Below are 25,268 nucleotides of genomic sequence, written 5' to 3' on the forward strand. Positions count from 1 at the left end.
CATGAGTGGTCATTTTTTATCATTTTACTGGATATCAACCGGCACGCTACCCTCCGCTCATCTGAAGTGGGAGGTGGTATGAATGCAGTAGGGATCGGCATCCTTTATCTGGTGCTGGGCAATATGGTGGCGGTCTTTTCCGATGCGCTGGTAAAGGTGCTGGAGCCAGATCAGCCCATCTTCCAGTTTGTCTTTTTCCGCCAGCTCTCGGCCGCCATTCTGCTGATGCCCTGGCTGCTCTGGTCATGGCGCCGCAACCCGCCGGTGGCCATCAAGTGGCACCTGCTGCGGGCCCATATTTGGGCGGTCGGCGTCTGCCTGATGGTGGTGGCACTCACCCGCTTGCCGCTCGCCACTGCCAATGCCCTCTTCTATGCCGCCCCCCTGATGATGGTGCCGCTGGCGGTGTGGATGGCGGGGGAAGCGATCTCGCGCCAGAAGGTACTGACCGCGCTGATCGGCTTTATCGGGGTACTGATCGTGCTGCGCCCGACCGAAGTGAACTGGGCCGCGCTGGCGGCGCTCGGGGTGGCGCTCTCCATGGCGCTCAACAACCTGTTGATCAAGCGGATCCCGCTCAAGCAGCCCATCGCCCAGACCCTGTTTTTCACCAACGTGCTGAGCATGCCCTTTATCCTGGTGCTGGCATTGTGGGAAGGGGGCGACTGGCAGTGGCAGATGTGGTGGCCCGCCTTCGGTTCTTCGGCGCTGATCATGGTCTATGCGGGATTGTGCGTGGTGGCCTATCGCAAGGCGGAGGCGAGCAAGATCGCCTCGGCGGAGTACACCGGTCTGCTGATGGCGGTGGCCATCGGGGTGTGGCTGTTTGACGAGCAACCGGGCCTGCCGCTGCTGCTGGGCTGTATCTGCATCGTCCTGCCGCTCATCGCCATGGCGCGCAGCAAGCCAAAACCGCTGGCCGAGCCAGCGCTCTAATACTCAGGGTCTCCCCAGAAGCGGGGCGACCCTTTGCTGCAGATGGGGGACGATCTCCTGCTCGAACCAGGGATTCTTCCTGAGCCAGAGGGTGTTGCGCGGGGAGGGATGCGGCAACGGCAGCCAGCCGGGGCCATAATCGGCCAAGTTGCGCACCGTTTCGGTGAGCGACCCCTTGGCCGCCCCCCGCAGGTAGTAGGCCTGTGCATACTGGCCGATCAGCAGGGTCAGTTCGATATTGGGCAACAGCATCAATACCTTGTCGTGCCAGGTGGGCGCACATTCGGGGCGCGGTGGCAGATCGCCGGATTTTCCCCTGCCGGGATAGCAGAGCCCCATCGGCATGATGGCGATGCGGGATTCGTCGTAAAAGGTGGCCTTATCGACACTGAGCCACTGGCGCAGCCTGTCACCGGAGGGGTCATCCCACGGGATACCACTGGCATGCACCCGGGTGCCGGGCGCCTGACCGATGATCAGCAGGCGGGCACTCTCGGCCCCGCGGATCACCGGACGAGGCCCCAGCGGCAGATGAGCCTCGCACAGACGGCAGGCCCTGATTTGCTCAAACAACTTATCGATTCGCTGCATGACGTTGATAGTACCAGCATTTCCCTGTTTTCCCTCTTGTGGAAACAGGGCGCGCGCCCTACTATCGCCATGAGTGTTTAATTTAATAAACGGATAATAATGAAAAACTGGCTAGGTACCGGCACCGCGACCCTCTCCTTCATCCTGTGGGGGATGCTGCCGCTCTATTATCAATTCATGCCCGAGGTCAACATGTGGGAGCTGATCTCCCACCGGGTGCTCTGGTCTGTGGTGCTGCTGGGTGCCCTGTTTTTGCTGCTTGGCCACAAGGTGCCCTGGGCACAACTGCGCAGCGAGCCGCGCCAGCTCGGCCTCATTCTGCTGGCGGGCCCCGTGATGTCCATCAGCTGGTGCATGTTCACCTGGTGCCTCACTACCGGGCAGGTGCTGACCACCAGCCTCGCCTTCTTTATGACCCCGCTGTTCAATATCGTATTCGCCGTCATCTTCCTCAAAGAGCGGCTCACCCCGCAAAAGCATCTGGCAGTCGCTCTGGCACTGGCGGGTCTCGCCTACATGCTCTTCTGCTACGGCCAGCTCCCCTGGTTCTCCCTCATCATGGGGGCCAACTTCGCCTGCTATGGCCTTATCAAGAAGAAAATCCACTACGACACCGGCACCAGCCTCTATCTGGAAGCCATGGTGCAACTGCCCGTCGCGCTGATCATCATCGGCACGCTGGCATGGCACGGGGAAGGGGCATTCGTGAACGGGGATCTGGCCGACAAGCTGCTGCTGATGGGCAGTGCGCCCGCTACTCTGCTGCCGGTGGGGCTGTTCTGCTACGCGGTGGCGAGAACCCGGATGAGCACGGTGGGACTGCTGCAATATATCGAGCCCAGCCTCGCCTTCCTGCTCGCCATCTACTGGTTTGGTGAGGCGCCGGACCCCATCAAGGCTGTCGGTTTCGCCTTTGTCTGGGCTGGTCTGCTGGTGAGCCTGTTACCGCTGCACCGGCTCAAGCGCCGCCCTCAGGGCGTACCGCGATAGGACTCCAACACCTTGTGCCAGCGGGGATCTCTGTCCATCTGCTCGGCGATGTCGTTGAGGGTGGCATGCAGCTCGGGACGGGATTTGGGAAGCAGGATATGGCGGGTATAGCTGGATTGGGGGAAGGGCGAGATAAACAGCTTTCCCTGATAGTGCTGTGCGTCGATGAAAAAGCCCAGCGATGAACCACTGACCAGCGTCACATCAATGCGGCCGCGCACCAGCAGCTCGAGGTTGGTCTTCACCTTCTTGGCATCCTGACGCACCAGCTCCCCGCGGCCAGCCGCATCATCGATCCCCTGATAGCGGTAGCCCTCCACCCCACCAAACACCAGCCCCTTTAGGGAGTCAGGCCCGCGATAGGTGACCGGGTTGTAAATGTTCGAGACCAGCTCGTTGGTGTCGCGCATCACCGGAAAGGTCCAGAGATAGCGCTCGCGATGGGGATCCCCCACCCAGGCGGGATTGACCCAGACTACCAGACCGTCAAAGTCGGGATCTGCCATCTCCAGCGCCAGTCGGGCGCGATTGACCAGCCAGAGCTCGATTCTGGGTTCACCCCCCAGCTTTTCATTGAGATACTTGACCAGCTCGCGGCTCAGCCCTGCATCCACTCCGGTGTTGAAGGGGGGATGCTGATGGTAATCGTAGAGACGGATCGTCTCCCCCAGAGCCGGGACCGACAACAGTAACCACAACCAAAACCAGACTCTCATCGCACCTCCTTGAGTTGCCTCTGAGTTTGGCACAGAGAATTTGAATGAGAGAACCCGCGACCACCACTCCAGCGCCGCAACCATCCGCCCCTTCCCGCTGGTCTGTCTATATGGTGCGTACCGCCACCGGCCTGCTCTATACCGGGATCAGCACGGATCCGCTGCGCCGCCTGCGCCAGCACCAGAGTGGCAAGGGCGCTCGCGCCCTGCGCGGCAAGGGGCCACTGACGCTGGCGTGGCAACAGGAAGTCGGCGAGAAGGGGGCAGCCCTGCGCATCGAATATCGCCTCAAGCGGCAGCCGAAATCCTTCAAGGAGCAGCTGATCCACAGCCCGGCACTCTGGCAGAGCTGGAGCCCCCAGTGGTTACCCGAAACGACCCGACCTTAAGGGATGCAGGCAAAAAAAGGCCACTCGATGAGTGGCCGGAAAGGGGAAATCAGGGAGCATCACACAACGTCTTGCACAACCTCAGGCGGGTCAGAGGTAGGTATTGGAACGCTTGCTGCGGTTGCTGATCAGCCAGCAAACCGCCAGCACCAGCAGCAACCAGGGAGCCAGCTTGATGATCAGAGCAAGCATGCCGCCCAGCGCCCCAAGCAGCACGAACAGACCGCTCACCAGCAACATGGCTACCAGGGTAAAACCGGTCAGTGCCATGACCAGCAGCACCACCAGCAAGATGAAAAATTCCAGCATAACTTGCTCCTTATCAGTACCTTGTCTGCCGGCTTGGCAACCCTTCGGTCAATCCAGCCAGCGCTTCAATTCATAACGGGGCGGCATCACCAGCACCGCCAGCAGATAGGCGGCCAGTGCCAGCGGCGGCATCAGGATCAGGGCGAGCAGTGCCACCACCCGCACCGTGACTCTGGAGACCCCCAACCGCCTGGCAATACCGGCGCAGACCCCGGTCAGCTTGCGATGCACCAGATCCTTGGGCCAGGGGCTCATGATTACACCTCCGCCTTCTGGCCTTTGAGGCGAGCCAGCTCACGCTCGATCTCGTCATTGAGCTCCAGCTCGCGGAACTGGGCCTCCAGCGAGGGATTCTGCCCCAGGGTGGCCGCCTCCAGCTGGGCTTCCAGCTGATCGACCCGGCCCTGAAAACCGTCAAAGCGCGCCATCAGCTCATGCATCCGCTGGTTGTCCAGCTGGGCGCGAGCACGAATGCGGCTATGGGCCGTCTGCTCGCGCAGGGTCAGCAGTTTCTGCTTCTCGCGGGCCTCGGTCAGCTTGGCAGCCAGTCGCTCGCTGTCGGCGGTGAGCTGGGCCAGCACCTCGGCCACCCGAGCCTTGTCCTGCTCCAGCTGTTCACATTTTTTGACCTCCGCCAGCTTCTCGGTGAGGGCGGCGCGGGCCAGATCCTCACGCCCCTTCTGGATGGCGAGCTCGGCCTTGGCCGACCACTCCAGGATCTGCGCCTGCAACGCCTGCTGGTGACGCTCCAGCTGTTTCTGTTCGGCAATCACGCGGGCGGCCTGGGTACGCATCTCGACCTGCACCTGCTCCATCTCTTCGATCATCAGGCGCAGCATCTTCTCCGGCTCTTCACTCTTGTCGAGCAGGCTGTGCAGGTTGGCATTTATCACGTCGGTCAGGCGGCTGAATACGCTCATGGTCTGGCTCCTTGTTGATGGGATGGCTATCTCTTCCCATAGCATTACAAGAGCCGTGCCAAGAAAAATTATTGTTGTTTTACATATAGATGGGAATTTAATGAGGAAATTCAAGAAGGGTTTATTGGTGAAAATAGCCAACCAGGTGGTGATTTTTACCAACATAAATCTCTCACTAATGTTTGTACTCAACATGAGCCCGATCATTACTTATTCGCTGGCGATCTCGATGGTCACATGCACCAGCTCTTCATGGATCGCCAACCGTTCGCGGATCTGCTGCGCCGGTAGCGGATTGACCATCAGCAAAGAGAGCACGCAGGCATACTGCTGCTGCCCTACCCGCCAGACGTGGAGATCGCGGATCTCGGTCTGTGGCAGTTCGGCGATGACCTCGCGGATCTCCGCCACCAGCGGGGTATCCATCTCGGCATCCAGCAGCACCCGACCAGAGTCGCGCAGCAGCCCCCAAGCCCATACCGCGACCAGTCCGGCACCCACTATGCCCATCAGCGGATCCAGCCAGTCGGCCCCCCACAACATACCCCCCACCAGCGCCAGAATCGCCAGCACGGAAGTGGCCGCATCCGCCAGCACGTGGATATAGGCGGCGCGCAGGTTGAGATCCTGATGGCCGTGGTGATCGTCATGGTCATGATGATGATCGTGGTCGTGATGCTCATGATGGTGGTCATGCCCATGGCCGTGGTGATGGTGGCCGTGATCATCCTTGAGCAGCCAGGCACAGGCGAGGTTTACCAGCAGCCCCACCAGCGCGATAGCGATCGCCTGTTGATAGTGGATCGGGCTGGGATCGAGCAGCCGGAACACCGACTCGAACAGCATCAACCCGGCCACTCCCACCAGTAACAGGGCGCTGGTGAAGCCACCCAGCACCTCGATCTTCCAGGTGCCGAAGCTGAATCTCTGGTCGCGGGCGAAGTGGCGGGCGGCGCGGTAGGCCAGCACCGAGAGGCCGAGCGCCAGCGCGTGGGAGCTCATGTGCCAGCCATCGGCCAGCAGCGCCATGGAGTTGTAGAACCAGCCGCCGCCAATCTCCGCCACCATCATGATGACGGTCAACAATACGGCCCAGCGGGTCTTCTGTTCGGCCAGCGGATTGCCCTCATGGATGACGGGTTGATGGCAGTGGGATTGAGCGAGGGATGACATGGATTTCTCCTGAGAGCGATGATGCAATATACTATACCCCAGTATAGTTTTATTGATCGAGAGGATCCGTCATGTCCCACACCATTCACGACAAAAAGAAGCTGCTGGCACGGGTGCGCCGCATCAAGGGACAAGCCGGTGCGCTGGAGAGCGCGCTGGAGCAGGAGAGCGACTGCACCGCCATTTTGCAGCAGATCGCCGCCATCCGCGGCGCCGTCAACGGACTGATGCTGGAGGTGCTGGAAGGACATATGCGCGAGCATCTCGGTGCCCCCGATGCCACCCCTTCCGAGCGGCTGGAGGATCTGGATCAGGTAGTCAGCGTCCTGCGATCCTATTTGAAGTAAGCAGGATCGCGGCGCCATCCCTTCAGGCTCGACCAGCGTCGGGCTTGAGCCACCGCCAGCTTTGCGCCATGATGTCCAGCCCGGCTGACCGCCGGTTTTACTGGACAGTCAATTTCAAGGATCCCCCATGTTTGAACACGTCGATGCCTATGCTGGCGACCCCATCCTGACGCTAGTCGAGACCTTCCACAAAGACACCCGCGAGCAGAAGGTGAACCTGGGGATTGGCCTCTATTACGACGAGCAGGGGCGCATTCCGCTGCTGCCATCGGTGCAGCAGGCCGAAGCCCAGCGCGCCGCCGCCCCGGCGCCGCGCCCCTACCAGCCGATGGAAGGCGCCGCCAACTATCGCACCGCAGTGCAACACCTGCTGTTTGGTGCCGACCATGAAGCGGTCAAGGCGGGACGTATCGCCACCATCCAGACCATCGGCGGCTCCGGCGCGCTGAAGATCGGCGCCGATCTGCTCAAGCGCTACTTCCCGACCTCCGAGGTATGGGTCAGCAATCCCACCTGGGACAACCACAAGGCGATGTTCGAGGGAGCCGGCATCAAGGTGCATGACTACCCCTACTACGATGCGGCCACTGGCGGCGTGCAGTTCGATGCCATGATCGACTGCCTGAGCAGCCTGCCGGCGAAGAGCATCGTGCTGCTGCACCCCTGCTGCCACAACCCGACCGGGGTGGATCTCTCCCGCGCCCAGTGGGATCGGGTGATCGCACTGGTGGTCGAGAAGAACCTGATCCCCTTTATGGATATCGCCTATCAGGGCTTCGGTGACGGGCTGGAAGAGGATGCCTACGCCATTCGCGCCATGGTGGCCGCCGGCGTCAGCTTCTTCGTCAGCAACTCGTTTTCCAAGAACCTCTCCTTCTACGGCGAGCGCTGCGGCGGCCTGTCGGTCATCTGCAAAGATGCCGAAGAGGCGAGCCGGGTACTGGGCCAGATGAAGGCCACCGTGCGTCGCAACTACTCCAGCCCTCCCACCCACGGCGGCCAGATCACCGCAGCGGTGATGAACCAGCCCGAGCTGCACGCTATGTGGGTCGATGAGGTGACCGAGATGCGCACCCGCATCAAGGCGATGCGCCAGAAGTTGTTCGAGGTGCTGAGCGCCAAGGTGCCGGGCCGCGATTTCAGCTACTTCATCAACCAGCGCGGCATGTTCAGCTACACCGGCTTCACCCCGGAGCAGGTTGACAGACTGCGCGAAGAGTTCGCCGTCTATCTGGTGCGCTCCGGCCGCATGTGCGTGGCGGGCCTCAACAGCCGCAACGTCGACTACGTGGCTGACGCCATGGCGGCGGTGCTCAAGGGCTAATCCGCATCAGCCCCGCTTTGGCGGGGCTTTTTTGTCTGTTGCGTTCGCAGTCACCTCTTGAGGAGTCTGCTCCCCCTCCCCCTGCTGTGAGAGAATGCCAGCAGGTCACGCTGAATCTCCCTGATTCCAAGCCTGTTTATCTTCATCAATTTCAGGAGCCACTATGGATCTGATCGCTCTCTCTAGGCTGGGAGGTCGCCATCTGGTCACCCTGCACCTGTTGCTCGACAACCAGAGCGTCACCCGCACCGCAGAGCGGCTCTGCACCACCCCTTCCACCGTCAGCAAGACCCTCAACCAGCTGCGGGATCTGCTGGGGGATCAACTGCTCTACCGTCAGGGAAACCAGCTTTTGCTCACCCCCATGGCCGAGCGACTGGCTCCCACCCTGCATCGACTACTGGGGGAGCTGAACGGCCTCACTCGCCAGAATGCCTTCAACCCCCAACAGTGGCAGGGCAGCTTGCGGCTGGGATTGCGCGAGAGCGTGATGACCTGGCCGGTGGGCCCCATTCTGGGTCAGCTGATGAAAGAGGTGCCGGGCATGGTGCCGGAGATCTGGAACAAGGATGAGCAGGGGCTGGAGGCGCTGGCAGCGGGCAAACTCGACTTCGTGATCCTGCCCCATGACCAGAGCCAGCCGTTGCCGCGCCAGCCCGGGCTGGTGTGGGAGACCCTGCGGGAAGAAAAACTGGTCTGCCTGCTGCGCAAAGACCACCCCGCACTAACCAGGCACTGGGATCTCGATGCCTACCTGAGCTGGCGCCATATCGCCATCCGGGATCAGGAGCTGGCCAACCCCTTCTTCGAGCAGAGCCTGGCCCAGCAGCAGGTGCGTCGCCAGATTGGCGCCACCCTGCCCGATTTTGCCAGCGCGGCGGCCCTGCTGCCCCAGACCGATCTGATCCTCACCGCCATCGGTGGCTGGGCGGCCTGCATGGCCAGTCAGCCGGATCTGGTGATGCGTCCGGCACCGTTCGATTACGGCAAGGTGAGTCACAGTCTGGTCTGGTATGGCCCGGCCGGTGATGGATCGGCCCGCCACTGGTTCCGCCAGCGGATCCTGCAACTGGGTCGCGAATTGATTGAGCCCTGAGCCGGGCGACAAGGAGAAGAGATTGATGTTTCACCGCGGTGAAACATCAACGGCAAGCAGGGACTAGGGGCGTTTGGTATAGATGGGGCTGGGGAAGGAGGCAACGTTGCTGCCCAGATCCGTGATGCGGGCAGCCCCCTGCTTTTTCACCTGATCGATGCGCAGCACCTGATGCATGGGAATAAGAGTCTGGCGCACATCAGCAAATTCGCTCTTGAGCTTCTCGTGACTGGGATCGACGATAAGCGCCGTATGGTTATCCCAGACAAAATCGGCAATCTCGATAAAACCGAACAGCTGGCCCTGATTGACTTCGCGCACATACACTTCGTAGCGCTCGCTGTGGCAAATAAACTGAACCCGATACAACGCCTTGCTTTCACTCATGATTATCTGTCATTGAGGGGTAAGAAGATGACCATTATTCTAGCCGCCGTTCTCGCCCCCTCCAATAGACAGAAATCACAGTTGCGGCCTTTCCATGCCGCACCTCACGCCATGACGGTCACCGGATGACGCAGCCACTCAGCCCATCAAGGCAGGCAGTGAGACCGGCCCCAATCCCGCTGCGCGCAAGCGGTTGGCCAGCTGTTCCAGTTCGGTTTGGTGAGCCTCTGGCCATTGCGCCGCCTCCCCCCGCACCCCGTGGTGACGAAAGCCGTTGAGGCGAATGGGCACAGGCCCAAGCTGCTGCAAGAAGGCGGCAAGATCTGCGTCCAGCTCACCACTTGCATCCAGAAAATCGCTCTTGCCCGGCACATGGAGCAGCCGCAGTTCGGTCAGCTTGCCGTGGCGTGCCAGCAGTTGCAGCGACCCCAGCACCCGCTCGCGGCCATAGCCGGTCAGGGTGTGATGCACCGAGTCGCGCCACCCCTTGAGATCGAGCATGGCGCCGTCGAGCACCGGCAGCAGCCGCTGCCAGCCGGTTTCGGCCAGAGAACCGTTGCTGTCGAGCAGGCAAGTGAGATGGGTCAGATCCGGCGCGCCCTTGATGGCGGCAAACAGCGCAACCACAAAGGGGAGCTGGGTAGTCGCCTCACCGCCGGAGACGGTAATCCCGCTCAGCAGTGGGCCGTAGCGGCGCAGCAGGGCCAACACGTCGGCCACCGTCATGGTTGTGGTCTTGGGATTGGCACTGCGCGGGCAGACATCCAGACAGGCGTCGCAATCGGTGCAGAGCGTTGCCTGCCAATGAACCTTGCCTTCGCTCAAGGTCAGGGCGCCGCTTGGGCAGACCGCAAGGCAGTCACCGCAATCGTCGCACAGCCCTATGGTGTGCGGGTTGTGGCAGCCGGGGCAGCGAAAGTTGCACCCTTGCAGAAACAGCACCAGCCGGTTGCCCGGCCCATCGACACAGGAAAACGGCAGCACCCTGCTTACCAGGGCGCTGCGTGTTGGCAAAACATCAGCCATCAGTGCGAACTCAATACTCGCCGATAGTCGATTCGTGGGCGACCACTCGCGGAGCTCGCTGACGAATGGCGGTCACTTCACTCGCCTCGGCGCCGAGACAGGTGGTCTGCAAGCGCGACCCCTCCTCTGCGAAGCGGGCCACGTCACTCTTGCGGATCATGTAGCCGGTCACCCGCACCAGATCGCTGTCGGCCACGTTGGCGGTGAACTCGCGCATACCGATAGCGAGCGCCCCTTTGCAGAGCTGCAACAGCGCCTGCGGGTTCTGGCGGATGGTGGGATCCAGCGTCAGGATCTCGCTGATCCCCGAATGGTAATAAGTGTGGTGCGGTGCCAGCGCCAGCACATGGCTGGCGGGATCCGGCTCATGCCCGTAGGGAATGCGCACCCCGGGGGTAACAGCCACATCGATGCTGAGGCCACCTTGCGAATGCAATAAAGCGCGACCACCCCAGGCATGGGTCTGCGGGGTCGTGGTCACATAGGCGGAAAGCTGGGCCGAGATGCGATAGCCAAGCTGGTTCGCCTCCTCGCCATGGCCGTAGCGATCCGGCAGATTCTCTTTATCCATCAGGATATTGACCGCTTCCGCCATGCCGTAGATGCCGAACATGGGGACAAAGCGATCCTCATCCAGCAGCCCCTCTTTCACCAGGAAGCTGTCGAAGAAACCAGACTCATCGTGGAGGAAGGCGGCCCGCGCTTCGATCAGCTGAGAAGCCAAACGGCAGTAGTGGGGCAGCAGGCAGCCGAGGAAGTCGTCGATCCCCTGACACTGCTCGGCGACCCGCTTGAGGGAGATGCGCACCAGGGTATTGGCGCCACCCGCCTGCGGCAGGGCGTTGTAGCAGCTGACGATACCAAAACCACGAGCGTCGAAGGTATCGCGGTGGATCGGGTAGTTGGCGATGTGCGGCTTGCTGCACTCGGCGATGTTCTTCACCGCCTGCAGCAGCAGGCTGTCCGGGGTCTGCTCCGGATCGTGGAAGAAGGTGAGGTTCGGCGCCACCTGCTTGAGCTCGTTGTCGATGCGCAGGATCAGGCGGCAGATACGGTTGTCATCCGGCCCGATGTTGACGTGCATGAAGGCGTCCGGCAGCACCCTGTCCAGATAGACCCATAACCCCTTCAGCTTGCGATAGAGGGTCTCGTCATCCAGTTCGCCGACAAACGGCAACAGCAGATGGTCGAGCCGCCCCAGCCAGACCGGCATGCCGGTGACGGAGGGGACATGGTGATAGAGGATGCGCAGAGCGTTGAGCGCCTCGTCGAAATCCTGCGGCGCCGCCAGCTCCAGCCAGGCAGAGCCCTGAGTCAGGAATTTTTCATAGTCCGGCAGCACATAACGTGGCTTGTAGGGGGCGTGCCCTTCGAACATGTCGCAGATAAATCCCTGCTCCATCGCCTCGGCGACTGCGGCAGGCAGGTCGGGGTAGGGCAACGCATTCTCGGCGGCCAGCGCCAGCACCTGGCTCTTCTGGGCGGCGGAGAGATGGGGATCGCGCACGATACGCTGACAGGTTTCGATCAAAGACATGGGACACTCCTTCACGGACAGAGCCCATATCCTCACCATTTGCAGGCTTTTTTTGAAGTGACATTCATGACATGACGGATGTCGAATAATGACATCCATTACACAAGATCACGGCTTGCGCTTCACCAAGGCAAGAGCTCGGCTATGCCTCCCAGCCAGCGCAGCAGAAAGAAGCCCCCCATTCCACCCACCACCACAACCAGAGTCGGCAGCCGCAACAGGGTCAAGAGCATTACCCACAGGGTGGCAGTCAGGTAGTCAGGATCCCAGTCAAGACCTATCCCCGGCTCGTAGCTAAAGACGATGGGCAACCAGATTGCAGTCAGCACCGACTGGGCCGAGAAGCCGAGAAACGCCCCCATCTCGGCACCCGGCTGATATCGGGTCAACCGAGAAAAGAAGGCGAAGCGGTTGAAAAAGGTGATCAGGGCCAGCAGGCCAATCATCAGCCAGCTCACGCTACCTCCTCATCCGGTGCAACACATAGCCCACCACCATGCCAGCCAGAGCCGAGACGATGATGTGGATCTCCGCCAGCAGCGGCTTGGTAAGCAACGCTGTGCCGCCGCTCACCAAAGTGGCCGCCACCATGGGCAGGTTTTTCATGGCGGGAATGGTCATGGCGATGAAGGTAGCCGCGATGGCAAAATCCAGCCCCATGCTGTCCAGTCCATCGATGTACTGGCCGGCCGCGATGCCGAGCAGGGTCGCCAGATTCCAGAACAGATAGAAGACGAATCCCGCGATGAGCGCGTAGGCCGGATCAAAGTGGCCGCTGCGCTCCCGGTCTTTCAGCGCCACAGCGAACATCTCATCAGTCAGGAAAAAAGCAAGGCTGGCCCGCCAGCGCAGGGAGAGCGGCAATACGTCACGGCGGAAGGTGAAGCCGTATAGCAGATGCTGGGAAGTGATCACCATGGTGGAGCCCATGATGGGTAGCAGGGGTGTGCCCGCCCCGAACAGGGTCGTGGCCGAGAGCTGGGCGGCTCCGGCGTAGACCAGCAACGACATCAGCTGAGCCTGAAGCGGACTCAGCCCTGCCTGCAACGCCAAAGCGCCACACAGGATCCCCCAGGGGATCACCGAAATGGAGAGCGGGAGCATATCCAGTGTGGCACGCCACCAGAGCATCCCCGTTCGCTCGGGCACGCTCGTTACTGACATCATGTGATCTTCCTTGTCACAGCCAAAGCGAGCCGAAAAAACTAGCACGGGACAGCAAGCGCTGTCACGTCATCACTGGCGGGAAATAAAACGCCCGCGGAGTCGCGGGCGTGCACAAGGGGATCAGGGCTCGATGACGATGGGCGTACCCGGATCAATCGCGTCCCACACTTCATCCAGCTCGTGGTTGAGCATGGCGATGCAGCCATTGGTCCAGTTGGAAGGCTGAACCCTGCGGTTGCCAATGCTGTTGCGCTGGCCGTGGATCATGATCATACCACCCGGGCGAACACCCAGCTCATTGGCGCGCTTGATGTCATCCAGGTTCGGATAGTTGATATGGATGGCTTTGTAGTAGCCGGAATTGGTCTTCTTGTAGTCGAGGGTGTAGCGCCCTTCCGGCGTACGCTGATCCCCTTCCTGCTGCTTGTGCCCCTTGGGCGCCGGGCCCAGAGCAATCCAGTAGCGCTTCAGTTCTTTGCCATCCTTCATCAGGGTCAGGCTATAGGTCGACTTCTTGACCACCACCAAATCGGCTTTTTCGGTCAAGGCAAAACTCAATGCGGGCCAAAGCCCCAACAAACACAGTAATACGGCTCTCATTCCATCCCTCGACAAGCCTCTGGTGCGGGCTTTTCTTGTTACCAGATCATCTGAACGATGCCCGCCGAGCGGCGAGCGAGCGCCATGATATTGGATCGCCATCAATACTCAATATGCCCGGCAAAACATATCTTGCAGCAGCCAGGCCATCTTCCTTGAACGCCGTCATTTTGCATTGGTAATTAACAGTTAAAACAACAAGATACAAAAAATTATCGCGCTGGCACCCGGGGCAATGATCGGCGAAGATAACACTCCACTCCCCGACAGGATCATGCCATGCGCTCTTCGTGCCGCCTCGCCACCCTGCTGTTCTCGCCACTCCTGCTCTGGCTGCCCGCCAGTGTCGCCGCCGATGCACTCTGGCTGCGCGAGCCCGCCCTCTCCCCCGATGGCAAGCGGCTTGCTTTCACCTGGCAGGGGCGCATTTTTGTCGCCAGTGCCGAGGGTGGCCCCGCTACGGCGCTCACCGGCAGCGACTACCTGAGCCAGCGGCCAATCTGGTCGCCGGATGGCAAACAACTCGCCTTTGCCGCCAATCTCTACGGCAACGAAGATGTGTTCGTGGTACCCGCCAACGGCGGCGAGATGGTGCGCCTCACTCGCGATTCGCGCACCGATCTGCCGCAAGCCTTCAGCGCCGATGGCAAACGACTGCTGCTGAGCAGCCAGCGCCTGGGGGCACCCGATGCCGACCATTTTGTCGCGGAAGGCTACCAATGGGGCGAGCTCTACTGGACCCCGATCACCGGCGGCACCTTGCAGGCCGATCTGCCGCTGCCTGCGACCCTGGCCCGCCCCCACGGGGAGCGGCTCGCCTATCAGATGCCCGCGGCGGATCAACCCTTTCGCAAGCATCAGCACTCGTTCGCGGTGCCCCGCCTCTGGCTGTTTGATGGCAAGCAGCACAAGCAGCTGACCGAAGATCGGGTGGCGGCCACCGATCCGGTCTGGAGCGACAAGGGAGATACCCTCTTTTACCTGAGCGAGCGTAGCGGTGATTTCAACGTCTGGCGCCGGGATCTCGCCAGCGGCAAGGAGCAACAGCTGACCCACTATCAGGGCCATCCGGTGCGGGGGCTCAGCGCCTCTCGCAATGGCGATCTGGTCTGGTCATGGCTGGGCGAGCTCTATCGCCTCGATGCCGGTAGCAGCGAGCCACGCAAGCTGACCCTCAGCCCGCAAGTGGCGAGCACGCCGGATGAGGCGAGCGAGGCCCTGACCCTGGCCGACGAAGCGCTGGTCAGCGAAGAGGCGGACGAGCTGATCCTGGTGAGCGAGGGCAACCTGTTTGCCGTTGACCCCGAGCGGGAGCGGGTGCGCCAGCTGACTCGTGACCCGAGCGAGCAATCCAGCCCTCTCTTTGCCGAGCAGGGGCGCGCCCTCATCTATCTGTCGGAGCAGCAGGGGCACGCCGCCCTCTATCGCCTACGCAAGGGGGACCCTGATCTGCTGTTCAGCGATCCCGGCACTTTGACCGAGAGTCTGCTGCTGGCGATTCCCGACAAGGGGATCAGCCGTCCGGTGCTCTCCCCCGACGGCAAACAGCTCGCCTTCGTGGTCGATGGTCAGGCCATTCATCTGCTCGATCTGACGAGTAACAAGCAGCGGGAGCTGGTGCCTGCCAGCTTCAACCCCTCGCGCCACGAGGTGCATCTCGCCTTTGCCCCCGACTCCCGCCATCTGGCGCTCACCTTCCGCCCCGATGCGGCAGAGCAGGAGATCGCGGTGATCGACACGGCCAACCCCAAGGCCAAACCGGTCAATGTCAGCCTCAACGGCTATCAGGATGGGCAACCTGGCTGGAGTCAGGATGGCGCCATTCTCTACTGGCAATCGACCCGGTTTGGCGCACTGGGGCCCGATGGCGAGCCCCTCGTCACCAACCTGCTCGGCATTTACAGCAGCCGCGCCGCCAGAGCCGATGCCATTGCCGAGCTGGAGCCGCCGAAAGGGGGATACGGCTTTGAGAGCGATCGTCTCAACCATCGCGAAGCGCTGCTGCTGCAACCCACCGGCTCCCTGCTCGCCAGCCGCATCATCGGCGACCAGCTGATCTATCTGGTGGAGGAGATGGGGGTCAACAGCGAGAGCGAGATCAAGGGCTACAGCCAAGATCTGCGCAAGGGCAAAACCAGCGAACTGTTTGGCGAGCAGCCCGGCCCAGCGCTGGCAAGCCTCAACCAGCAGGGCACCCTGGCTACCCTGGTGCGGGATGGGGAGATCACCCGGATCCACCTCGACTCCGGCGAGGCCACCAGCGCCCCCTTCGCCTTGCAGCCCACCAGCCGCTGGCAAGAACGCATGACCGCCGCCTTCGATCAGATCGCCCGGCTCACCCGGGACGAGTTCTATCTGGACGATATGAACGGGGTAGATTGGGAGAGCTATGTCGCCGCTTACCGCCACCTGCTGCCGGGCATCGGCAACCCGCGGGACTTTGGCAACCTGTTGGCGGAGCTGGCTGGCGAGCTCAATGTCTCCCACACCTGGGGCAGCGGCCCTGCCCCCTTCCCGCGCATGGCGGACGAGACCGCCAGCCTCGGCGGCTACTGGCAGGATGGCGAGCAAGGGGTGATGCTCACCGCCCTGCTCTCTGGCGGCCCGCTGGATCAGGAGAGCGATATCGCCCCGGGCGCCCGCCTGCTCGCCATCAACGGTGTCCCGATTGCCAATCTGACCGAGCTGGATCGGGCCCTCAACCATCAGGCTGGCGCCCGGCTTGCCCTCACCTTCCAGCAGGAGGGCAACAAGCAAACTGACGAGGTGGTGCTCACCGCCATCGACAAACAGCAGGAGTACCAGCTGCAACAGGATCGCTGGATTGAGAAACGGCGGGAGCTGGTGGCCAGGCTGAGCGGAGGACGGGTCGGCTACGTCTATCTGCCGGCAATGAATAGCGAGGTCTACGATGCGGTGGTGGCGGATGCCCTCGGCAGACAGCGCAATCGCGAGGCGCTGATCGTCGATGTCCGCTTCAACAGCGGCGGCTATCTCGCCAATACCCTGGTGGAGTTTCTGACCGGCAGCGGCAGCACCAAGGGAATGGCCAGCAGTTGGCCCCGTCAGGGCAAGGGGGAAACCGACGCCGCCACTCGCCAGTGGACCAAGCCCTCGGTGGTGCTGGTGAACGCCGCCAGCTACTCGGAAGGCTCCGCCTTCCCCGAGTACTACCGTGCCCTGAAGGTCGGCCCCATCGTCGGCGATCCGGTGCCCGGCACCGGCACCATGGTCTACAGCCACGACTCCCGGCTGATCCCGGGACTCTCCTACGGCATTCCGACCCTGGGGCTGCGCAAACCGGACGGCACCTTCTACGAAAATCAGGAGCTGATCCCGGACCAGCAGGTGCCCCTCACTCCGGCTGACATGGTGGCTGGACGCGACCCGCAGCTGGAGGCGGCGGTACAAGCCGCCCTCAAGCAGTTGCCAGCCAGCACCAAATAACTGCGCTCAACGAAAGCGAAACAGCTCGCGATGCAGATGCCCGTCCGGCAACAGCCGGGTCAGGGCATCTGCCATCCCCTCCGGCCCGCAAAACCACACCTGCTCGGGCGCATCCTGCGCGATGCGAGCCAGATCCAGTCGCCCGGCCGCCTTGTCCAGATGCAGCTGATAGCGCACTCCGGTGCGATGACAGAGCTCCACCAACCGCCGATGGTAAACGGCCCCCGCCAGATCCGGCGCGCACTGGATCAGGGCGCTCCCCTCGCCCCGCTCGCCACGGGCAGTCAGCCCCTCCAACCAGGCCACAAACGGCGTGATACCGATCCCGGCCCCCAGCCAGAGGGCTCTACCTCCCCCTTGTGGCGCAACAAAGGCGCCATAGGGCCCGGTCACCACCACCCCATCCCCGACGCGCGCCTCTGCCACCAGCTGACGGGTATGATCCCCGAGCGCCCGCACCGCGATCACCAGCTGGCGCCGATCCGCTGACACCCGCACCAGGGTAAAGGGGTGCGGCCCCTCCTTGGCATCAAATTCAAAGAAGGCAAACTGACCCGGGCGGTAATGGGCGAGCGGCCGCTCCAGCTGCATGGTCAGCTCGCAGGTGTGATCCGCCAACGCCCGCACCGCAATGACCCGGCCCGGATGGCGATCCCGCGCTCCCACTAGTCCCAGCAGGGAGTAGAGGGCCCCGATAGCTCCCAGCCCACCGATCAACCAGATCGATACCCCCACCGGAGTCATGGCCCCAATCTGAGGCAACAGACAGAGCCCGTGTCCCCACCCCGCCAAATAGATGATTGGCGCCAGCCGGTGGATCAGCCGAAAACGGCCATAACTCACCAGCGCCAACAAGCTCACTACCACCAGCGCGATTAGCAGATAGAAACTCCACTCACCCAGGGTATTGCCAAGGGCATGGAGCGAGATGTCATTGCCTGTGCCAGCCCCGGCACCGCTGGCCCCACGCCGAACGGGACGACTCAGCCAACCTGTCGAGACCGCCCACTTGGGCGCCTCCACCACCAGCCAGTGGGCGATCAGCGCCAATGCACCGCCGATGGCCATCTGACGGTGCAATCGCAACATCCGATCCAGACCGCCACACCAGAGCTCCAGCTGCGGCAGGCGCAACGCCAGCAACAGCGAAATCGCCATATAGGTCATCCCCAGCAGGCCGGTCAGTAACAACATCTCATGGCGCCAGGGCCACACCCCGTTGGCATCCCCCGCATAACCGAGCCACCAGACCCCGACCGCCAACAGTGGCAACAGCCACCACATCCATTTGTTCGTCATAACATGCTCCCTGGTTCCATCGCGGCAGGGCCTCATCTCCCTGCTCATGGCACCATTGCACACCCGTCCGGTCACAAGACTTTGCCAGAGGGGGAAGCTTGTGTGGCAATGTGTGACAAACGGAAACAAAAGAGGGGGCCGACCGGCCCCTCGTGATCACCCTTGTGGGCTCGCCCCTCTTCACAGGAGATGGCGCACAATCCACCTCCGCTGTGATTGACGATCTGCCAGAAAAAGGAATCAAATGGGGACGTTACATATCTGCGGCGGAAAACCTGCTGCCCACTCTTCCGGACAAGGAGATCCCCCTTGCTTTCATCCACCGAACAACGCTACTGCCCGAGTTGTCAGCGCGAGACCACCCATGTCGTGGTGCTGGTCGACAAATCCTTTGGCCAGCAGCTGACACCGGAGCAAAAGCGCAAAGCGTTTATCAAAGACGTCATTACCGGCTGGGCCGCCGGCCCCTTTCTGGCAAACATGGATCGCTTTGAACGCCACACCATCTGTGAAAATTGCGGAAATAAAGTCATTGATGAATGAAAAAGGGGGGGGCAATTGCGGGCGTCAATACATCAGCCACCTTTTATGGCCGAAATCCAAATGAAGGCGTTGCGATTCAGGATCACAACGCCATAGACATCAATCAAACAATACGGTCACCGGCAACCCTTCCACTTGCAGGTTCGGGGGTAATTTTTCATCCAGCGAGAGTGCGACCTTGAGGGTTGCTTTCTCCCCTTCAAACGGTGCTGCAAGCTGGGCTGGCAGCTTGTCTGCAAGCTCCACAGGTCTGGCAACCCTGGCCGCCAAACGCTCACCACTGGGCAACTTGACGATAGCCTTATGACCCGGCTTCATCGAGGAGAGGTATTTTGGCAATACGTAGGCAATGACCAACGGGTCTTCCCGCTTAGCGATCAACGCGAGGGGGGCCCCCGAGAAGACCCAATCCCCCTCCTGCACCAGCACATCTGAGACCTTGCCGGTAGCTGGGGAAAGGGGCTGCTGCTGCCTAGTGATAGCTTGCATCTCGGTTAGCTCCTGCTCCAACTGGTGGCGCGCACTGGCCAGTGGCCCTGTCAGGTGATCTTCTTTGATCTGCAACTCTTGCTGCATTTTTTCAGATCTTGCCTTCTGCAAATCGATACGAGACTGGGTCCAGCTCAGCAAGGCACTGGCATACTCGGCACTGGAAACCAGTTTCTCCTTCCTATACCCCGCGTACTCCTGATAGATCCCCTCCTGCTCATTAGCCCCCCGCTCTGCGATACGAATCTGCTCATCCAGGTTACTCAATATCGCCTGTTCGGCAGCGCTCTTGTCCAGCTCGATCGCTTTTAGACGTGCTTTACGCCCCTCTATATTGGCCCGTAGCGTCGGCGACTCGAATCGCATCAGGGCATCCCCTTGCGAGACGGCTTGACCGGGAGACATATAAATGTTGCGAATGAAGCCATCTCCATTGGCCACCACAAGTTGAGGTTCCGTAGTGATGATGGCAGGCGCCTGGGTCAGCCACCACTCTCGTCCCAGATACCAGAGCAGTATGATGACGGGGCTGAATGCCAGCAGCAGGATCAGATACCAGCGGGCTCGAAATGCGATGCGCTTGGCGGGGGCATAGAGCACCCGAATCCCTTGATCAGAGGTAGCGTCCTGTTTCTTGGGGGGATTGAATGTGACTTTCATCAGAATTTGTTTCCTCGTTTTAATACCCACCAGGGAGCCATACTGCTCTCCTCATGACCGCGACGGAAAATTTCGTTGAGCAGTGCCACGGCACACCATAGACGCATCAGCAGGGTATAGAGCGGATACAACAACAACCATGGCAACATACGCATATCCGCTTTAGGCCGCTCGGAAATGGCAAGCAGAAACACCATAAAGTTGACCAGAGTAAGAAGCAGATAGACCTGGTAGAGGCACAGCATCAAGGCCGTAACGAACGGACCAGGATAACTTAACACCAGCCACCAGCTGTACCCCATGACCAACAGCGGCAACACCACGTTTTGTGCCACACCGTAGATCAGAGTGAACAAAAAGGTCTTCCATCCCAAGATGCGCGGAGTCAGCGATAACTTGTGTTTGCGCAGGTAGAGAAACAGCAAATCCCCATCCCAGCGCAGACGCTGGTTTGCCAGGGTCACCAAATCTGCAGGGGCGTCCGTGTGACCAATGGCTCTGGGGGCAAAGCCGATCTTCAGATTGGGATGGCGTTTGAGGTAGTGCTTGATCCGCACCGTTAAATCCAGATCTTCTGCTGTGTGGGTATCCCACCCTCCAATCTGGCGCAGGAAATCGCGGCGAAAAGCCCCGAATGCCCCCGAAATATTGTTGATCAGGTTCCATTCGCTCAGACCCGTCTTACCCCCCTGCATGGAGATCATGTACTCGATCCCCTGCATACGGGTCAGCAAACCATCGCGCAGGTTGCGCACCCGCAACGCCCCACCAACGGCGGGCACGTTCGGGTCATCGAAGCAGGCGACAATCTCATCGATCATGTTGTTGTCGAAGGAAGTGTCCCCGTCTGCATTCATGACTATCTCGCCGGTTGCCGCCGACAAGCCAGCATTGAGGGTCGATACCCGCCCGCCACGCTGCCACTTGGGCAGTAGCACCAGGGTACGTCTCTCACATCCCTCAAACTCGGCGATACAGTTTAGGGCCGCCTGATAGGTATGGGCATTGGCCTTGGCACCATCGATCACCGCAATGATCTCCAGATGGCCGCGATAGAGCTGTTCCTTGAGGGTCAGAATGGTCGAGCGGATCGCCTCCCCCTCACCGTAACAGGTGATGATGCAGGAGACCTTGGGACAACGATGTGACAGGGGTAAATCAGACTTTTTTGGCAGCTGACGGGCAAACCACTTGAGGATCCCAGTCAGGGTCAGCGCCATCAGGGGCACCTCCATCAGCAGCAACATGGGCAGCAGCAGCAGGATCATCCTGGGCGAAAACTGCAGGCTGCCCAGGATCTCGGTCAGGATGTACCGAACCGTACTCATCCACTCAGGCATCCTGAAGGCTCCCGTCCAGCCAGCGGCTCAACCAGAGGGCGGTATCTTCACCCAGCGTGGTAGGGAGCGGCTCTACCTGCACATTCAGCGTCAAGGCATCCAGCCCCTCGACATTGTTGAGCGCCAAGATCCGCCCCTGCAAGATCTGCCAATCCTCCACATTGGTGTGCGGCAGCAACAACAGCAGTCGATCATCGGCATACTGGCAAACCACATCGGTATCCCGAAACAGTGCCTGCAGACGAGCCAGCAAGGCCCCCAATCTCTGCTGAGTCTTCAACAGGCCCAATTCGGCGCGCAGCTCGGCGAGCTGCTCGATCTGGATAGCCAAAAGGGTATGGTTGCCGCCGTGGCGCTGCAGCAGCCGGTTGCTCCATTGCAGCAGCCAGGGGAAGTGATCCATCGCCATCGGAGCCCCCCAAGTCAGGGGCAGATGCAACTGCTGAGTACCCTCGCGAGCAATATGGCGAGCCAATTTGCCGATGCGGTACTCATAGATGGGAGACACCAACAGATCATCGGGTTTGTGAGCCCGCCCACACTCATGACATCGCGCCTGTACTGCCGCCTCCATGAAACGGGCATGGCAAGAGAGACAGCGGTACTTTTCCAATGGTCTGTCGTAGTCGACCCCTATATGACGCAGGGTTGTCACACACTTGGGACAACGCAGCAAACCCTGTTGCATGAAGACATCCTGATCGTCCACATGACCGCAGGTGAAACAGTGCACCGCAGGCTTGGCCTGGATGGCGATATGGGAACATTCTGGACATACGTCGACAAAATTGAGATGAGCAGAGCTGCAACTGCTGCACAGGCGTAGTCGATCGACCAGTTGTTCAATCTGCAACAGCCGCTCGGAGACCAGTTGCGGCAAGGATGCAGTTGCATCGGCCCCCAGCAGACAATCCAGCAGCGGGTAGCTGTAGCCCTGGCGACAACCTGCCTGCCAGCGAGGTAACAAACGGAAATGAGCCCTCGGCCAGCTGTACCAGGCCAGCTTCTCCATTTCATCCGGATGATCGCGAGGGGTCAATAACGCCAACCGTTCAAGCATGTCAGAGGCCCGTTCATCCAGCTGAGTCAGAAGACCGTCGGACAACATGGGGGAGAGAGAGCTCTTAACAACACAAAATACCGGCTGCAAATAACGTATCGGGTCACACCGCACAGCCTGCAACACACTGTCCTGCTCATCTGCCGGCAGGTTGAGCAGTAATACCGGCTGCTGCAATGGATCCCAGCGGGACAGGTCGAGAAGTGGCAAGGCTGCACGATCCACCGAGCCTCCCAGCAGCGCAATCTGACCAGGGTGTTCACTCGTGCTCATCATGGGGGAATAACCTCTTTCCATTCACTGACAAATAGATACTAAGCCAATAAAACGAACCAACCTGTTGTCATGCGCCGGCAGGCTCAGGCAATGTAACGAAATACGAATTGCCCTACACGGACAGCACTGCAGCAGTGTCAACGTTATCGACTGATAACATGAAGCTGGCGAACGCGCAGCAAAGAGTTGAGAGCTGACGCCATTTTCATGTGCGGCCCAGCCATCTCGAGGGGAAGAGATCTGAAACTTTCCGAACCCGACTCACATCGGGGGTGGCAAGGAGGGCGATTCTGCAGCTGTGGACAATTTAGTCAACCCAGAAAAATGGGAATAGTTCTCAAACAGATGAATAGATCAATCTTTATGCACAAAGGTGTGTACAAAAAACACTATTAACAAAATAAACAAATATGTGAGGCGATAAGGTTCCATGAGCTTATGGCCTACTCTTCACAACCCTATTCATATGAATACATATTTAATCTGAAATCTGCATACCAAAACCATCATGCGACAGTCTGTGTCGTCAACATATCTACAGCTGTACCAGCCATCACCGCGAGCATACATCAGAGCCACGCCAAGAGTGCCCCCGGCTCAAGAACCGGGAGCATTCCAGCTTACGCAACTGAGGCTCGTGCGCTGTGGCTCAGGATCCACGCTTCGAAATCGGTCAGCATGCGGGTTTCCGACTCGCTGTTGTCGGCGATAAGCTCGGCGCCGTGTACCACCCGGATATGGGCGTCGAGCGGACCTCCCTCACCCGCCGCGGGGCGCTGCTGGGCGGCGGCCATGCAGGCTTGCGCCTGTTGCCACGCTTCGGCGGCGCTCAGGTTGCATGCCTCGGCCAGCGGCACGGCACTGAAGCCTTCACCAGTCAGGCTGCGCAAGGTCTCATCATGAGTCATGCCGTTGCCCGGCCCCCAGTAGTGGGCGGCCAGATCCGGCCCGATACGCGGGTTGTCGGTGAGGTAGCCATCACGTTTGAGGAAAAAGGCGCGGGTCTGCTCCACCGCCATCAGCGCCAGCAGGTAGCCGTGATAGGCGCAGGCCGACTCCTGATTAAGGAGGTGCGGAATGGCCAGCAACGGACGCGGGCTCTCGACACCGAGGATCTTGCGCTCCCACTTGCGGGCCAGAGCCAGCACAGCCTCGGGAGTACGTTCAGCCTCATCCATGGCGTAGAGCTCCCGCTCGAAGTAGGCCACCAGCGCGATCTGGCGCTCGTTGAAGGCACGAAACGGTTGACGGGCGGCGATCATCTCCTTGATGAGGGCGTCGGGAACAGCCTCTCCCACCGCATTTCTGGCGTAGCGTTTGAGCCAATCGGCATCGTCCAGCAGGCTGTCGCAGAACATCGACTGGGTCTCGGCATAGGCCATGGAGGTGGGCGGAAACTCCTGTGAGAAGCAGGGGGCGTTGCCGGTGACATTGGCAAAGTGCGCGGCGTGGCCCCCCTCGTGGAACAGGGTATTGAGGCCACTCCAGCCGCTGCCCACCTGCGCCGGATCGGCCAGGCTGGTGAAGTTGACCACCGCCGCCACCCACTCCCCCTGTTGGAAGAAGCTCGGTACCGGGCCGTGGCAGAAGCCGTTCTCATACTTCCCCTCCCGTGTCAGCAAATCCAGGGTCAGGATCGCCCCGCGATACTGGATGCCGAGCCGGCGGAAGCTCTCGACCCAATCTCGTAGCGCCCGCGAGAAGGGCACATAGGGGTCGAGCTGACGGGTCACGTCGCCGCTCACGCTGTAACGCAGGTTGTGAGGCAGCAGGGCCGCCTCACCCTTGGCGGCCTTCAGCTCGGCCAGGCTCTGCTGCAACCGGGCGTCGGTGCGGGCAATAAAGTCGTCGAGGATGGCGAACAGCTGCTCCGGGCTCATCTGCTCGTTCTTGCGCACCTTGTAGTCGAAGTAGTCGCGATAGCCCATGGCGCGGGCAAAGCGGTTGCGGATCGCCACCACCTCGAGAAAACCGTTGCCGACCACCCACCGCTCCAGGGTGTGGAACATGGCGAGCGCGCTCTGGCGCACCGCCTCGCTCGGGCTGGCGGCAAGGGAGGTACTGGCGGCGGGCAGGCTGCCTGCGACCTGCTGGCCCTGCTCATCCAGCAGGGTCAGTTTCAGCCCCTTGCGGCGGGCGAACAGCGCCGCCTCGGCGGCTACCAGCTCATCCATCAGGGTTGCAGCGGCGGGATCTTCAATCACATTGCACTCGAAGAAGGCGATCCAGCCTTGCAGACCGCGCTTGAGGTCATCCTCGTCGGCCTGCACCAGCATCTCCCGCAATTCGGGCAGACGGGCCGGATTGGCACAAAAGGCCTTGTAGGCCTGCTCGGCCGCGGTGAAACCGGCCTGATCATCGCTGGTGCCCATATAGGTGGACCAGAAGAGATCCTCCTTGCGCCTGTGCACCTGCAGGTAGTCGGCGTTGAGCTGGTTGAAGTAATTCCTGGCAATGGAACTCATAAATTCCCTCTTGTTATGGGGTCACCCGCAGCGGGGCCCACTCCTTTTTTTGAAGAAATGCCAAACCATTCACACTCTTTGGCAAAAATTGCGCTGGGATGCGCATCAACACGCTACCAAAAAGTGGGGGTTGCTGTCTGCTGACTATACTGATGTTAAAACGCTCATTTGAGAAAGCTCG

The 25,268-nt window shown here is 60.7% G+C and carries 25 protein-coding genes; 8 read left to right on the top strand and 17 right to left on the bottom strand.

Annotated features, from left to right (window positions below; translation table 11 throughout):
• Positions 1-78 precede the first annotated feature (78 nt).
• A complete protein-coding gene (locus AB5Y85_RS10400) occupies positions 79-936 on the top strand; it encodes a DMT family transporter (RefSeq protein ID WP_368221368.1) in 858 nt (285 codons plus the stop codon).
• Positions 937-939: 3 nt separating this feature from the next.
• Here the strand turns inward: AB5Y85_RS10400 and AB5Y85_RS10405 are convergent, their stop codons facing one another.
• Positions 940-1,527: a uracil-DNA glycosylase family protein gene (locus AB5Y85_RS10405; protein WP_368221370.1), complete on the bottom strand. Its 588-nt coding sequence runs from the start codon at positions 1,525-1,527 to the stop codon at positions 940-942.
• Between the two features lie 99 nt (positions 1,528-1,626).
• On the opposite strand from AB5Y85_RS10405, the gene rarD reads away from it, so the two are divergent.
• Positions 1,627-2,517, top strand: a complete 891-nt coding sequence (rarD, locus tag AB5Y85_RS10410) for an EamA family transporter RarD (RefSeq protein ID WP_042052465.1) — start codon at positions 1,627-1,629, stop codon at positions 2,515-2,517.
• On the opposite strand, the gene AB5Y85_RS10415 is transcribed toward rarD, so the two are convergent.
• Positions 2,499-3,233 (bottom strand): ABC transporter substrate-binding protein, encoded by a 735-nt coding sequence (locus tag AB5Y85_RS10415; RefSeq protein WP_069526910.1) that lies wholly within the window; start codon positions 3,231-3,233, stop codon positions 2,499-2,501. The two genes, rarD and AB5Y85_RS10415, sit on opposite strands and share 19 nt — an antisense overlap.
• 44 nt (positions 3,234-3,277) lie before the next feature.
• On the opposite strand from AB5Y85_RS10415, the gene AB5Y85_RS10420 reads away from it, so the two are divergent.
• Positions 3,278-3,622, top strand: a complete 345-nt coding sequence (locus AB5Y85_RS10420) for a GIY-YIG nuclease family protein (protein WP_236399225.1) — start codon at positions 3,278-3,280, stop codon at positions 3,620-3,622.
• A 90-nt stretch (positions 3,623-3,712) separates the two neighbouring features.
• Here AB5Y85_RS10420 and pspG read toward each other — a convergent pair whose 3' ends face one another.
• The 4 genes from pspG to dmeF all read right to left on the bottom strand — a co-directional run bounded on the left by pspG (position 3,713) and on the right by dmeF (position 6,024).
• Positions 3,713-3,931, bottom strand: coding sequence for an envelope stress response protein PspG (gene pspG, locus AB5Y85_RS10425; protein WP_005335871.1), 219 nt, complete (start codon positions 3,929-3,931; stop codon positions 3,713-3,715).
• A 48-nt stretch (positions 3,932-3,979) separates the two neighbouring features.
• Positions 3,980-4,186, bottom strand: a complete 207-nt coding sequence (locus AB5Y85_RS10430; protein ID WP_005335873.1) for a PspC domain-containing protein — start codon at positions 4,184-4,186, stop codon at positions 3,980-3,982.
• Between the two features lie 2 nt (positions 4,187-4,188).
• Positions 4,189-4,851: a phage shock protein PspA gene (pspA, locus tag AB5Y85_RS10435; RefSeq protein ID WP_368221372.1), complete on the bottom strand. Its 663-nt coding sequence runs from the start codon at positions 4,849-4,851 to the stop codon at positions 4,189-4,191.
• A 210-nt stretch (positions 4,852-5,061) separates the two neighbouring features.
• On the bottom strand, positions 5,062-6,024 hold the full coding sequence (dmeF, locus tag AB5Y85_RS10440) for a CDF family Co(II)/Ni(II) efflux transporter DmeF (protein ID WP_368221373.1): 963 nt from the start codon (positions 6,022-6,024) through the stop codon (positions 5,062-5,064).
• A 71-nt stretch (positions 6,025-6,095) separates the two neighbouring features.
• Between dmeF and AB5Y85_RS10445 the strand changes: the two genes are divergently transcribed.
• The 3 genes from AB5Y85_RS10445 (at position 6,096) to AB5Y85_RS10455 (ending at position 8,791) form a co-directional block, all read left to right on the top strand.
• A complete protein-coding gene (locus AB5Y85_RS10445; RefSeq protein ID WP_021230923.1) occupies positions 6,096-6,371 on the top strand; it encodes a metal/formaldehyde-sensitive transcriptional repressor in 276 nt (91 codons plus the stop codon).
• Between the two features lie 127 nt (positions 6,372-6,498).
• Entirely contained in the window at positions 6,499-7,695 is a 1,197-nt protein-coding gene (locus tag AB5Y85_RS10450) for an amino acid aminotransferase (protein ID WP_342401099.1), read from the top strand.
• A gap of 163 nt (positions 7,696-7,858) precedes the next feature.
• The gene (locus tag AB5Y85_RS10455) at positions 7,859-8,791 is read left to right on the top strand and encodes a LysR family transcriptional regulator (RefSeq protein ID WP_236376551.1); all 933 of its coding nucleotides are present in this window, start codon (positions 7,859-7,861) and stop codon (positions 8,789-8,791) included.
• 63 nt (positions 8,792-8,854) lie between these two features.
• Here AB5Y85_RS10455 and AB5Y85_RS10460 read toward each other — a convergent pair whose 3' ends face one another.
• The 6 genes from AB5Y85_RS10460 to AB5Y85_RS10485 all read right to left on the bottom strand — a co-directional run bounded on the left by AB5Y85_RS10460 (position 8,855) and on the right by AB5Y85_RS10485 (position 13,508).
• Positions 8,855-9,178 carry a DUF1820 family protein gene (locus tag AB5Y85_RS10460; protein WP_005340296.1) on the bottom strand — a complete coding sequence of 108 codons (324 nt, stop codon included), beginning with the start codon at positions 9,176-9,178 and terminating at the stop codon, positions 8,855-8,857.
• Between the two features lie 138 nt (positions 9,179-9,316).
• Entirely contained in the window at positions 9,317-10,204 is an 888-nt protein-coding gene (locus tag AB5Y85_RS10465) for a YjjW family glycine radical enzyme activase (RefSeq protein WP_194495264.1), read from the bottom strand.
• A gap of 10 nt (positions 10,205-10,214) precedes the next feature.
• The gene (locus AB5Y85_RS10470; protein WP_368221375.1) at positions 10,215-11,741 is read right to left on the bottom strand and encodes a YjjI family glycine radical enzyme; all 1,527 of its coding nucleotides are present in this window, start codon (positions 11,739-11,741) and stop codon (positions 10,215-10,217) included.
• A 122-nt stretch (positions 11,742-11,863) separates the two neighbouring features.
• Positions 11,864-12,199 carry an AzlD domain-containing protein gene (locus AB5Y85_RS10475; RefSeq protein WP_005340292.1) on the bottom strand — a complete coding sequence of 112 codons (336 nt, stop codon included), beginning with the start codon at positions 12,197-12,199 and terminating at the stop codon, positions 11,864-11,866.
• A 1-nt stretch (position 12,200) separates the two neighbouring features.
• Positions 12,201-12,908: an AzlC family ABC transporter permease gene (locus AB5Y85_RS10480; RefSeq protein ID WP_005348822.1), complete on the bottom strand. Its 708-nt coding sequence runs from the start codon at positions 12,906-12,908 to the stop codon at positions 12,201-12,203.
• A gap of 120 nt (positions 12,909-13,028) precedes the next feature.
• Entirely contained in the window at positions 13,029-13,508 is a 480-nt protein-coding gene (locus tag AB5Y85_RS10485) for a murein L,D-transpeptidase family protein (protein WP_005340284.1), read from the bottom strand.
• 279 nt (positions 13,509-13,787) lie between these two features.
• On the opposite strand from AB5Y85_RS10485, the gene AB5Y85_RS10490 reads away from it, so the two are divergent.
• Complete coding sequence (locus tag AB5Y85_RS10490) at positions 13,788-16,955, top strand: S41 family peptidase (protein ID WP_368221377.1); 3,168 nt, start codon at positions 13,788-13,790, stop codon at positions 16,953-16,955.
• 6 nt (positions 16,956-16,961) lie between these two features.
• Here AB5Y85_RS10490 and AB5Y85_RS10495 read toward each other — a convergent pair whose 3' ends face one another.
• Positions 16,962-18,254, bottom strand: coding sequence for a ferric reductase-like transmembrane domain-containing protein (locus AB5Y85_RS10495; protein ID WP_368221379.1), 1,293 nt, complete (start codon positions 18,252-18,254; stop codon positions 16,962-16,964).
• A gap of 309 nt (positions 18,255-18,563) precedes the next feature.
• On the opposite strand from AB5Y85_RS10495, the gene AB5Y85_RS10500 reads away from it, so the two are divergent.
• Complete coding sequence (locus AB5Y85_RS10500) at positions 18,564-18,797, top strand: hypothetical protein (RefSeq protein ID WP_368221380.1); 234 nt, start codon at positions 18,564-18,566, stop codon at positions 18,795-18,797.
• Between the two features lie 99 nt (positions 18,798-18,896).
• Here the strand turns inward: AB5Y85_RS10500 and AB5Y85_RS10505 are convergent, their stop codons facing one another.
• From AB5Y85_RS10505 to AB5Y85_RS10520, 4 genes are all read right to left on the bottom strand, one after another.
• Complete coding sequence (locus tag AB5Y85_RS10505; protein WP_047439774.1) at positions 18,897-19,946, bottom strand: HlyD family secretion protein; 1,050 nt, start codon at positions 19,944-19,946, stop codon at positions 18,897-18,899.
• The gene (locus AB5Y85_RS10510) at positions 19,946-21,286 is read right to left on the bottom strand and encodes a glycosyltransferase (protein ID WP_005357891.1); all 1,341 of its coding nucleotides are present in this window, start codon (positions 21,284-21,286) and stop codon (positions 19,946-19,948) included. Before AB5Y85_RS10510 ends, AB5Y85_RS10505 begins: the two co-directional genes overlap by 1 nt.
• On the bottom strand, positions 21,279-22,622 hold the full coding sequence (locus AB5Y85_RS10515) for a diguanylate cyclase (RefSeq protein ID WP_047439779.1): 1,344 nt from the start codon (positions 22,620-22,622) through the stop codon (positions 21,279-21,281). Before AB5Y85_RS10515 ends, AB5Y85_RS10510 begins: the two co-directional genes overlap by 8 nt.
• Before the next feature lie 620 nt (positions 22,623-23,242).
• The gene (locus tag AB5Y85_RS10520) at positions 23,243-25,087 is read right to left on the bottom strand and encodes a M3 family metallopeptidase (RefSeq protein WP_194495251.1); all 1,845 of its coding nucleotides are present in this window, start codon (positions 25,085-25,087) and stop codon (positions 23,243-23,245) included.
• Between the last annotated feature and the right edge of the window lie 181 nt (positions 25,088-25,268).

Origin of the sequence: Aeromonas sp. R3-1, assembly GCF_040908345.1 — a bacterium.
Classification (GTDB): Bacteria; Pseudomonadota; Gammaproteobacteria; order Enterobacterales; family Aeromonadaceae; genus Aeromonas; species Aeromonas veronii.

Excerpts from the sequence above, each read along its gene's own strand:
- AB5Y85_RS10400 (WP_368221368.1), top strand. The coding sequence starts at position 79 with ATGAATGCAGTAGGGATCGGCATCCTTTATCTGGTGCTGGGCAATATG.
- AB5Y85_RS10405 (WP_368221370.1), bottom strand. The coding sequence starts at position 1,527 with ATGCAGCGAATCGATAAGTTGTTTGAGCAAATCAGGGCCTGCCGTCTG.
- rarD (WP_042052465.1), top strand. The coding sequence starts at position 1,627 with ATGAAAAACTGGCTAGGTACCGGCACCGCGACCCTCTCCTTCATCCTG.
- AB5Y85_RS10415 (WP_069526910.1), bottom strand. The coding sequence starts at position 3,233 with ATGAGAGTCTGGTTTTGGTTGTGGTTACTGTTGTCGGTCCCGGCTCTG.
- AB5Y85_RS10420 (WP_236399225.1), top strand. The coding sequence starts at position 3,278 with ATGAGAGAACCCGCGACCACCACTCCAGCGCCGCAACCATCCGCCCCT.
- pspG (WP_005335871.1), bottom strand. The coding sequence starts at position 3,931 with ATGCTGGAATTTTTCATCTTGCTGGTGGTGCTGCTGGTCATGGCACTG.
- AB5Y85_RS10430 (WP_005335873.1), bottom strand. The coding sequence starts at position 4,186 with ATGAGCCCCTGGCCCAAGGATCTGGTGCATCGCAAGCTGACCGGGGTC.
- pspA (WP_368221372.1), bottom strand. The coding sequence starts at position 4,851 with ATGAGCGTATTCAGCCGCCTGACCGACGTGATAAATGCCAACCTGCAC.
- dmeF (WP_368221373.1), bottom strand. The coding sequence starts at position 6,024 with ATGTCATCCCTCGCTCAATCCCACTGCCATCAACCCGTCATCCATGAG.
- AB5Y85_RS10445 (WP_021230923.1), top strand. The coding sequence starts at position 6,096 with ATGTCCCACACCATTCACGACAAAAAGAAGCTGCTGGCACGGGTGCGC.
- AB5Y85_RS10450 (WP_342401099.1), top strand. The coding sequence starts at position 6,499 with ATGTTTGAACACGTCGATGCCTATGCTGGCGACCCCATCCTGACGCTA.
- AB5Y85_RS10455 (WP_236376551.1), top strand. The coding sequence starts at position 7,859 with ATGGATCTGATCGCTCTCTCTAGGCTGGGAGGTCGCCATCTGGTCACC.
- AB5Y85_RS10460 (WP_005340296.1), bottom strand. The coding sequence starts at position 9,178 with ATGAGTGAAAGCAAGGCGTTGTATCGGGTTCAGTTTATTTGCCACAGC.
- AB5Y85_RS10465 (WP_194495264.1), bottom strand. The coding sequence starts at position 10,204 with ATGGCTGATGTTTTGCCAACACGCAGCGCCCTGGTAAGCAGGGTGCTG.
- AB5Y85_RS10470 (WP_368221375.1), bottom strand. The coding sequence starts at position 11,741 with ATGTCTTTGATCGAAACCTGTCAGCGTATCGTGCGCGATCCCCATCTC.
- AB5Y85_RS10480 (WP_005348822.1), bottom strand. The coding sequence starts at position 12,908 with ATGATGTCAGTAACGAGCGTGCCCGAGCGAACGGGGATGCTCTGGTGG.
- AB5Y85_RS10485 (WP_005340284.1), bottom strand. The coding sequence starts at position 13,508 with ATGAGAGCCGTATTACTGTGTTTGTTGGGGCTTTGGCCCGCATTGAGT.
- AB5Y85_RS10490 (WP_368221377.1), top strand. The coding sequence starts at position 13,788 with ATGCGCTCTTCGTGCCGCCTCGCCACCCTGCTGTTCTCGCCACTCCTG.
- AB5Y85_RS10495 (WP_368221379.1), bottom strand. The coding sequence starts at position 18,254 with ATGACGAACAAATGGATGTGGTGGCTGTTGCCACTGTTGGCGGTCGGG.
- AB5Y85_RS10505 (WP_047439774.1), bottom strand. The coding sequence starts at position 19,946 with ATGAAAGTCACATTCAATCCCCCCAAGAAACAGGACGCTACCTCTGAT.
- AB5Y85_RS10510 (WP_005357891.1), bottom strand. The coding sequence starts at position 21,286 with ATGCCTGAGTGGATGAGTACGGTTCGGTACATCCTGACCGAGATCCTG.
- AB5Y85_RS10515 (WP_047439779.1), bottom strand. The coding sequence starts at position 22,622 with ATGATGAGCACGAGTGAACACCCTGGTCAGATTGCGCTGCTGGGAGGC.
- AB5Y85_RS10520 (WP_194495251.1), bottom strand. The coding sequence starts at position 25,087 with ATGAGTTCCATTGCCAGGAATTACTTCAACCAGCTCAACGCCGACTAC.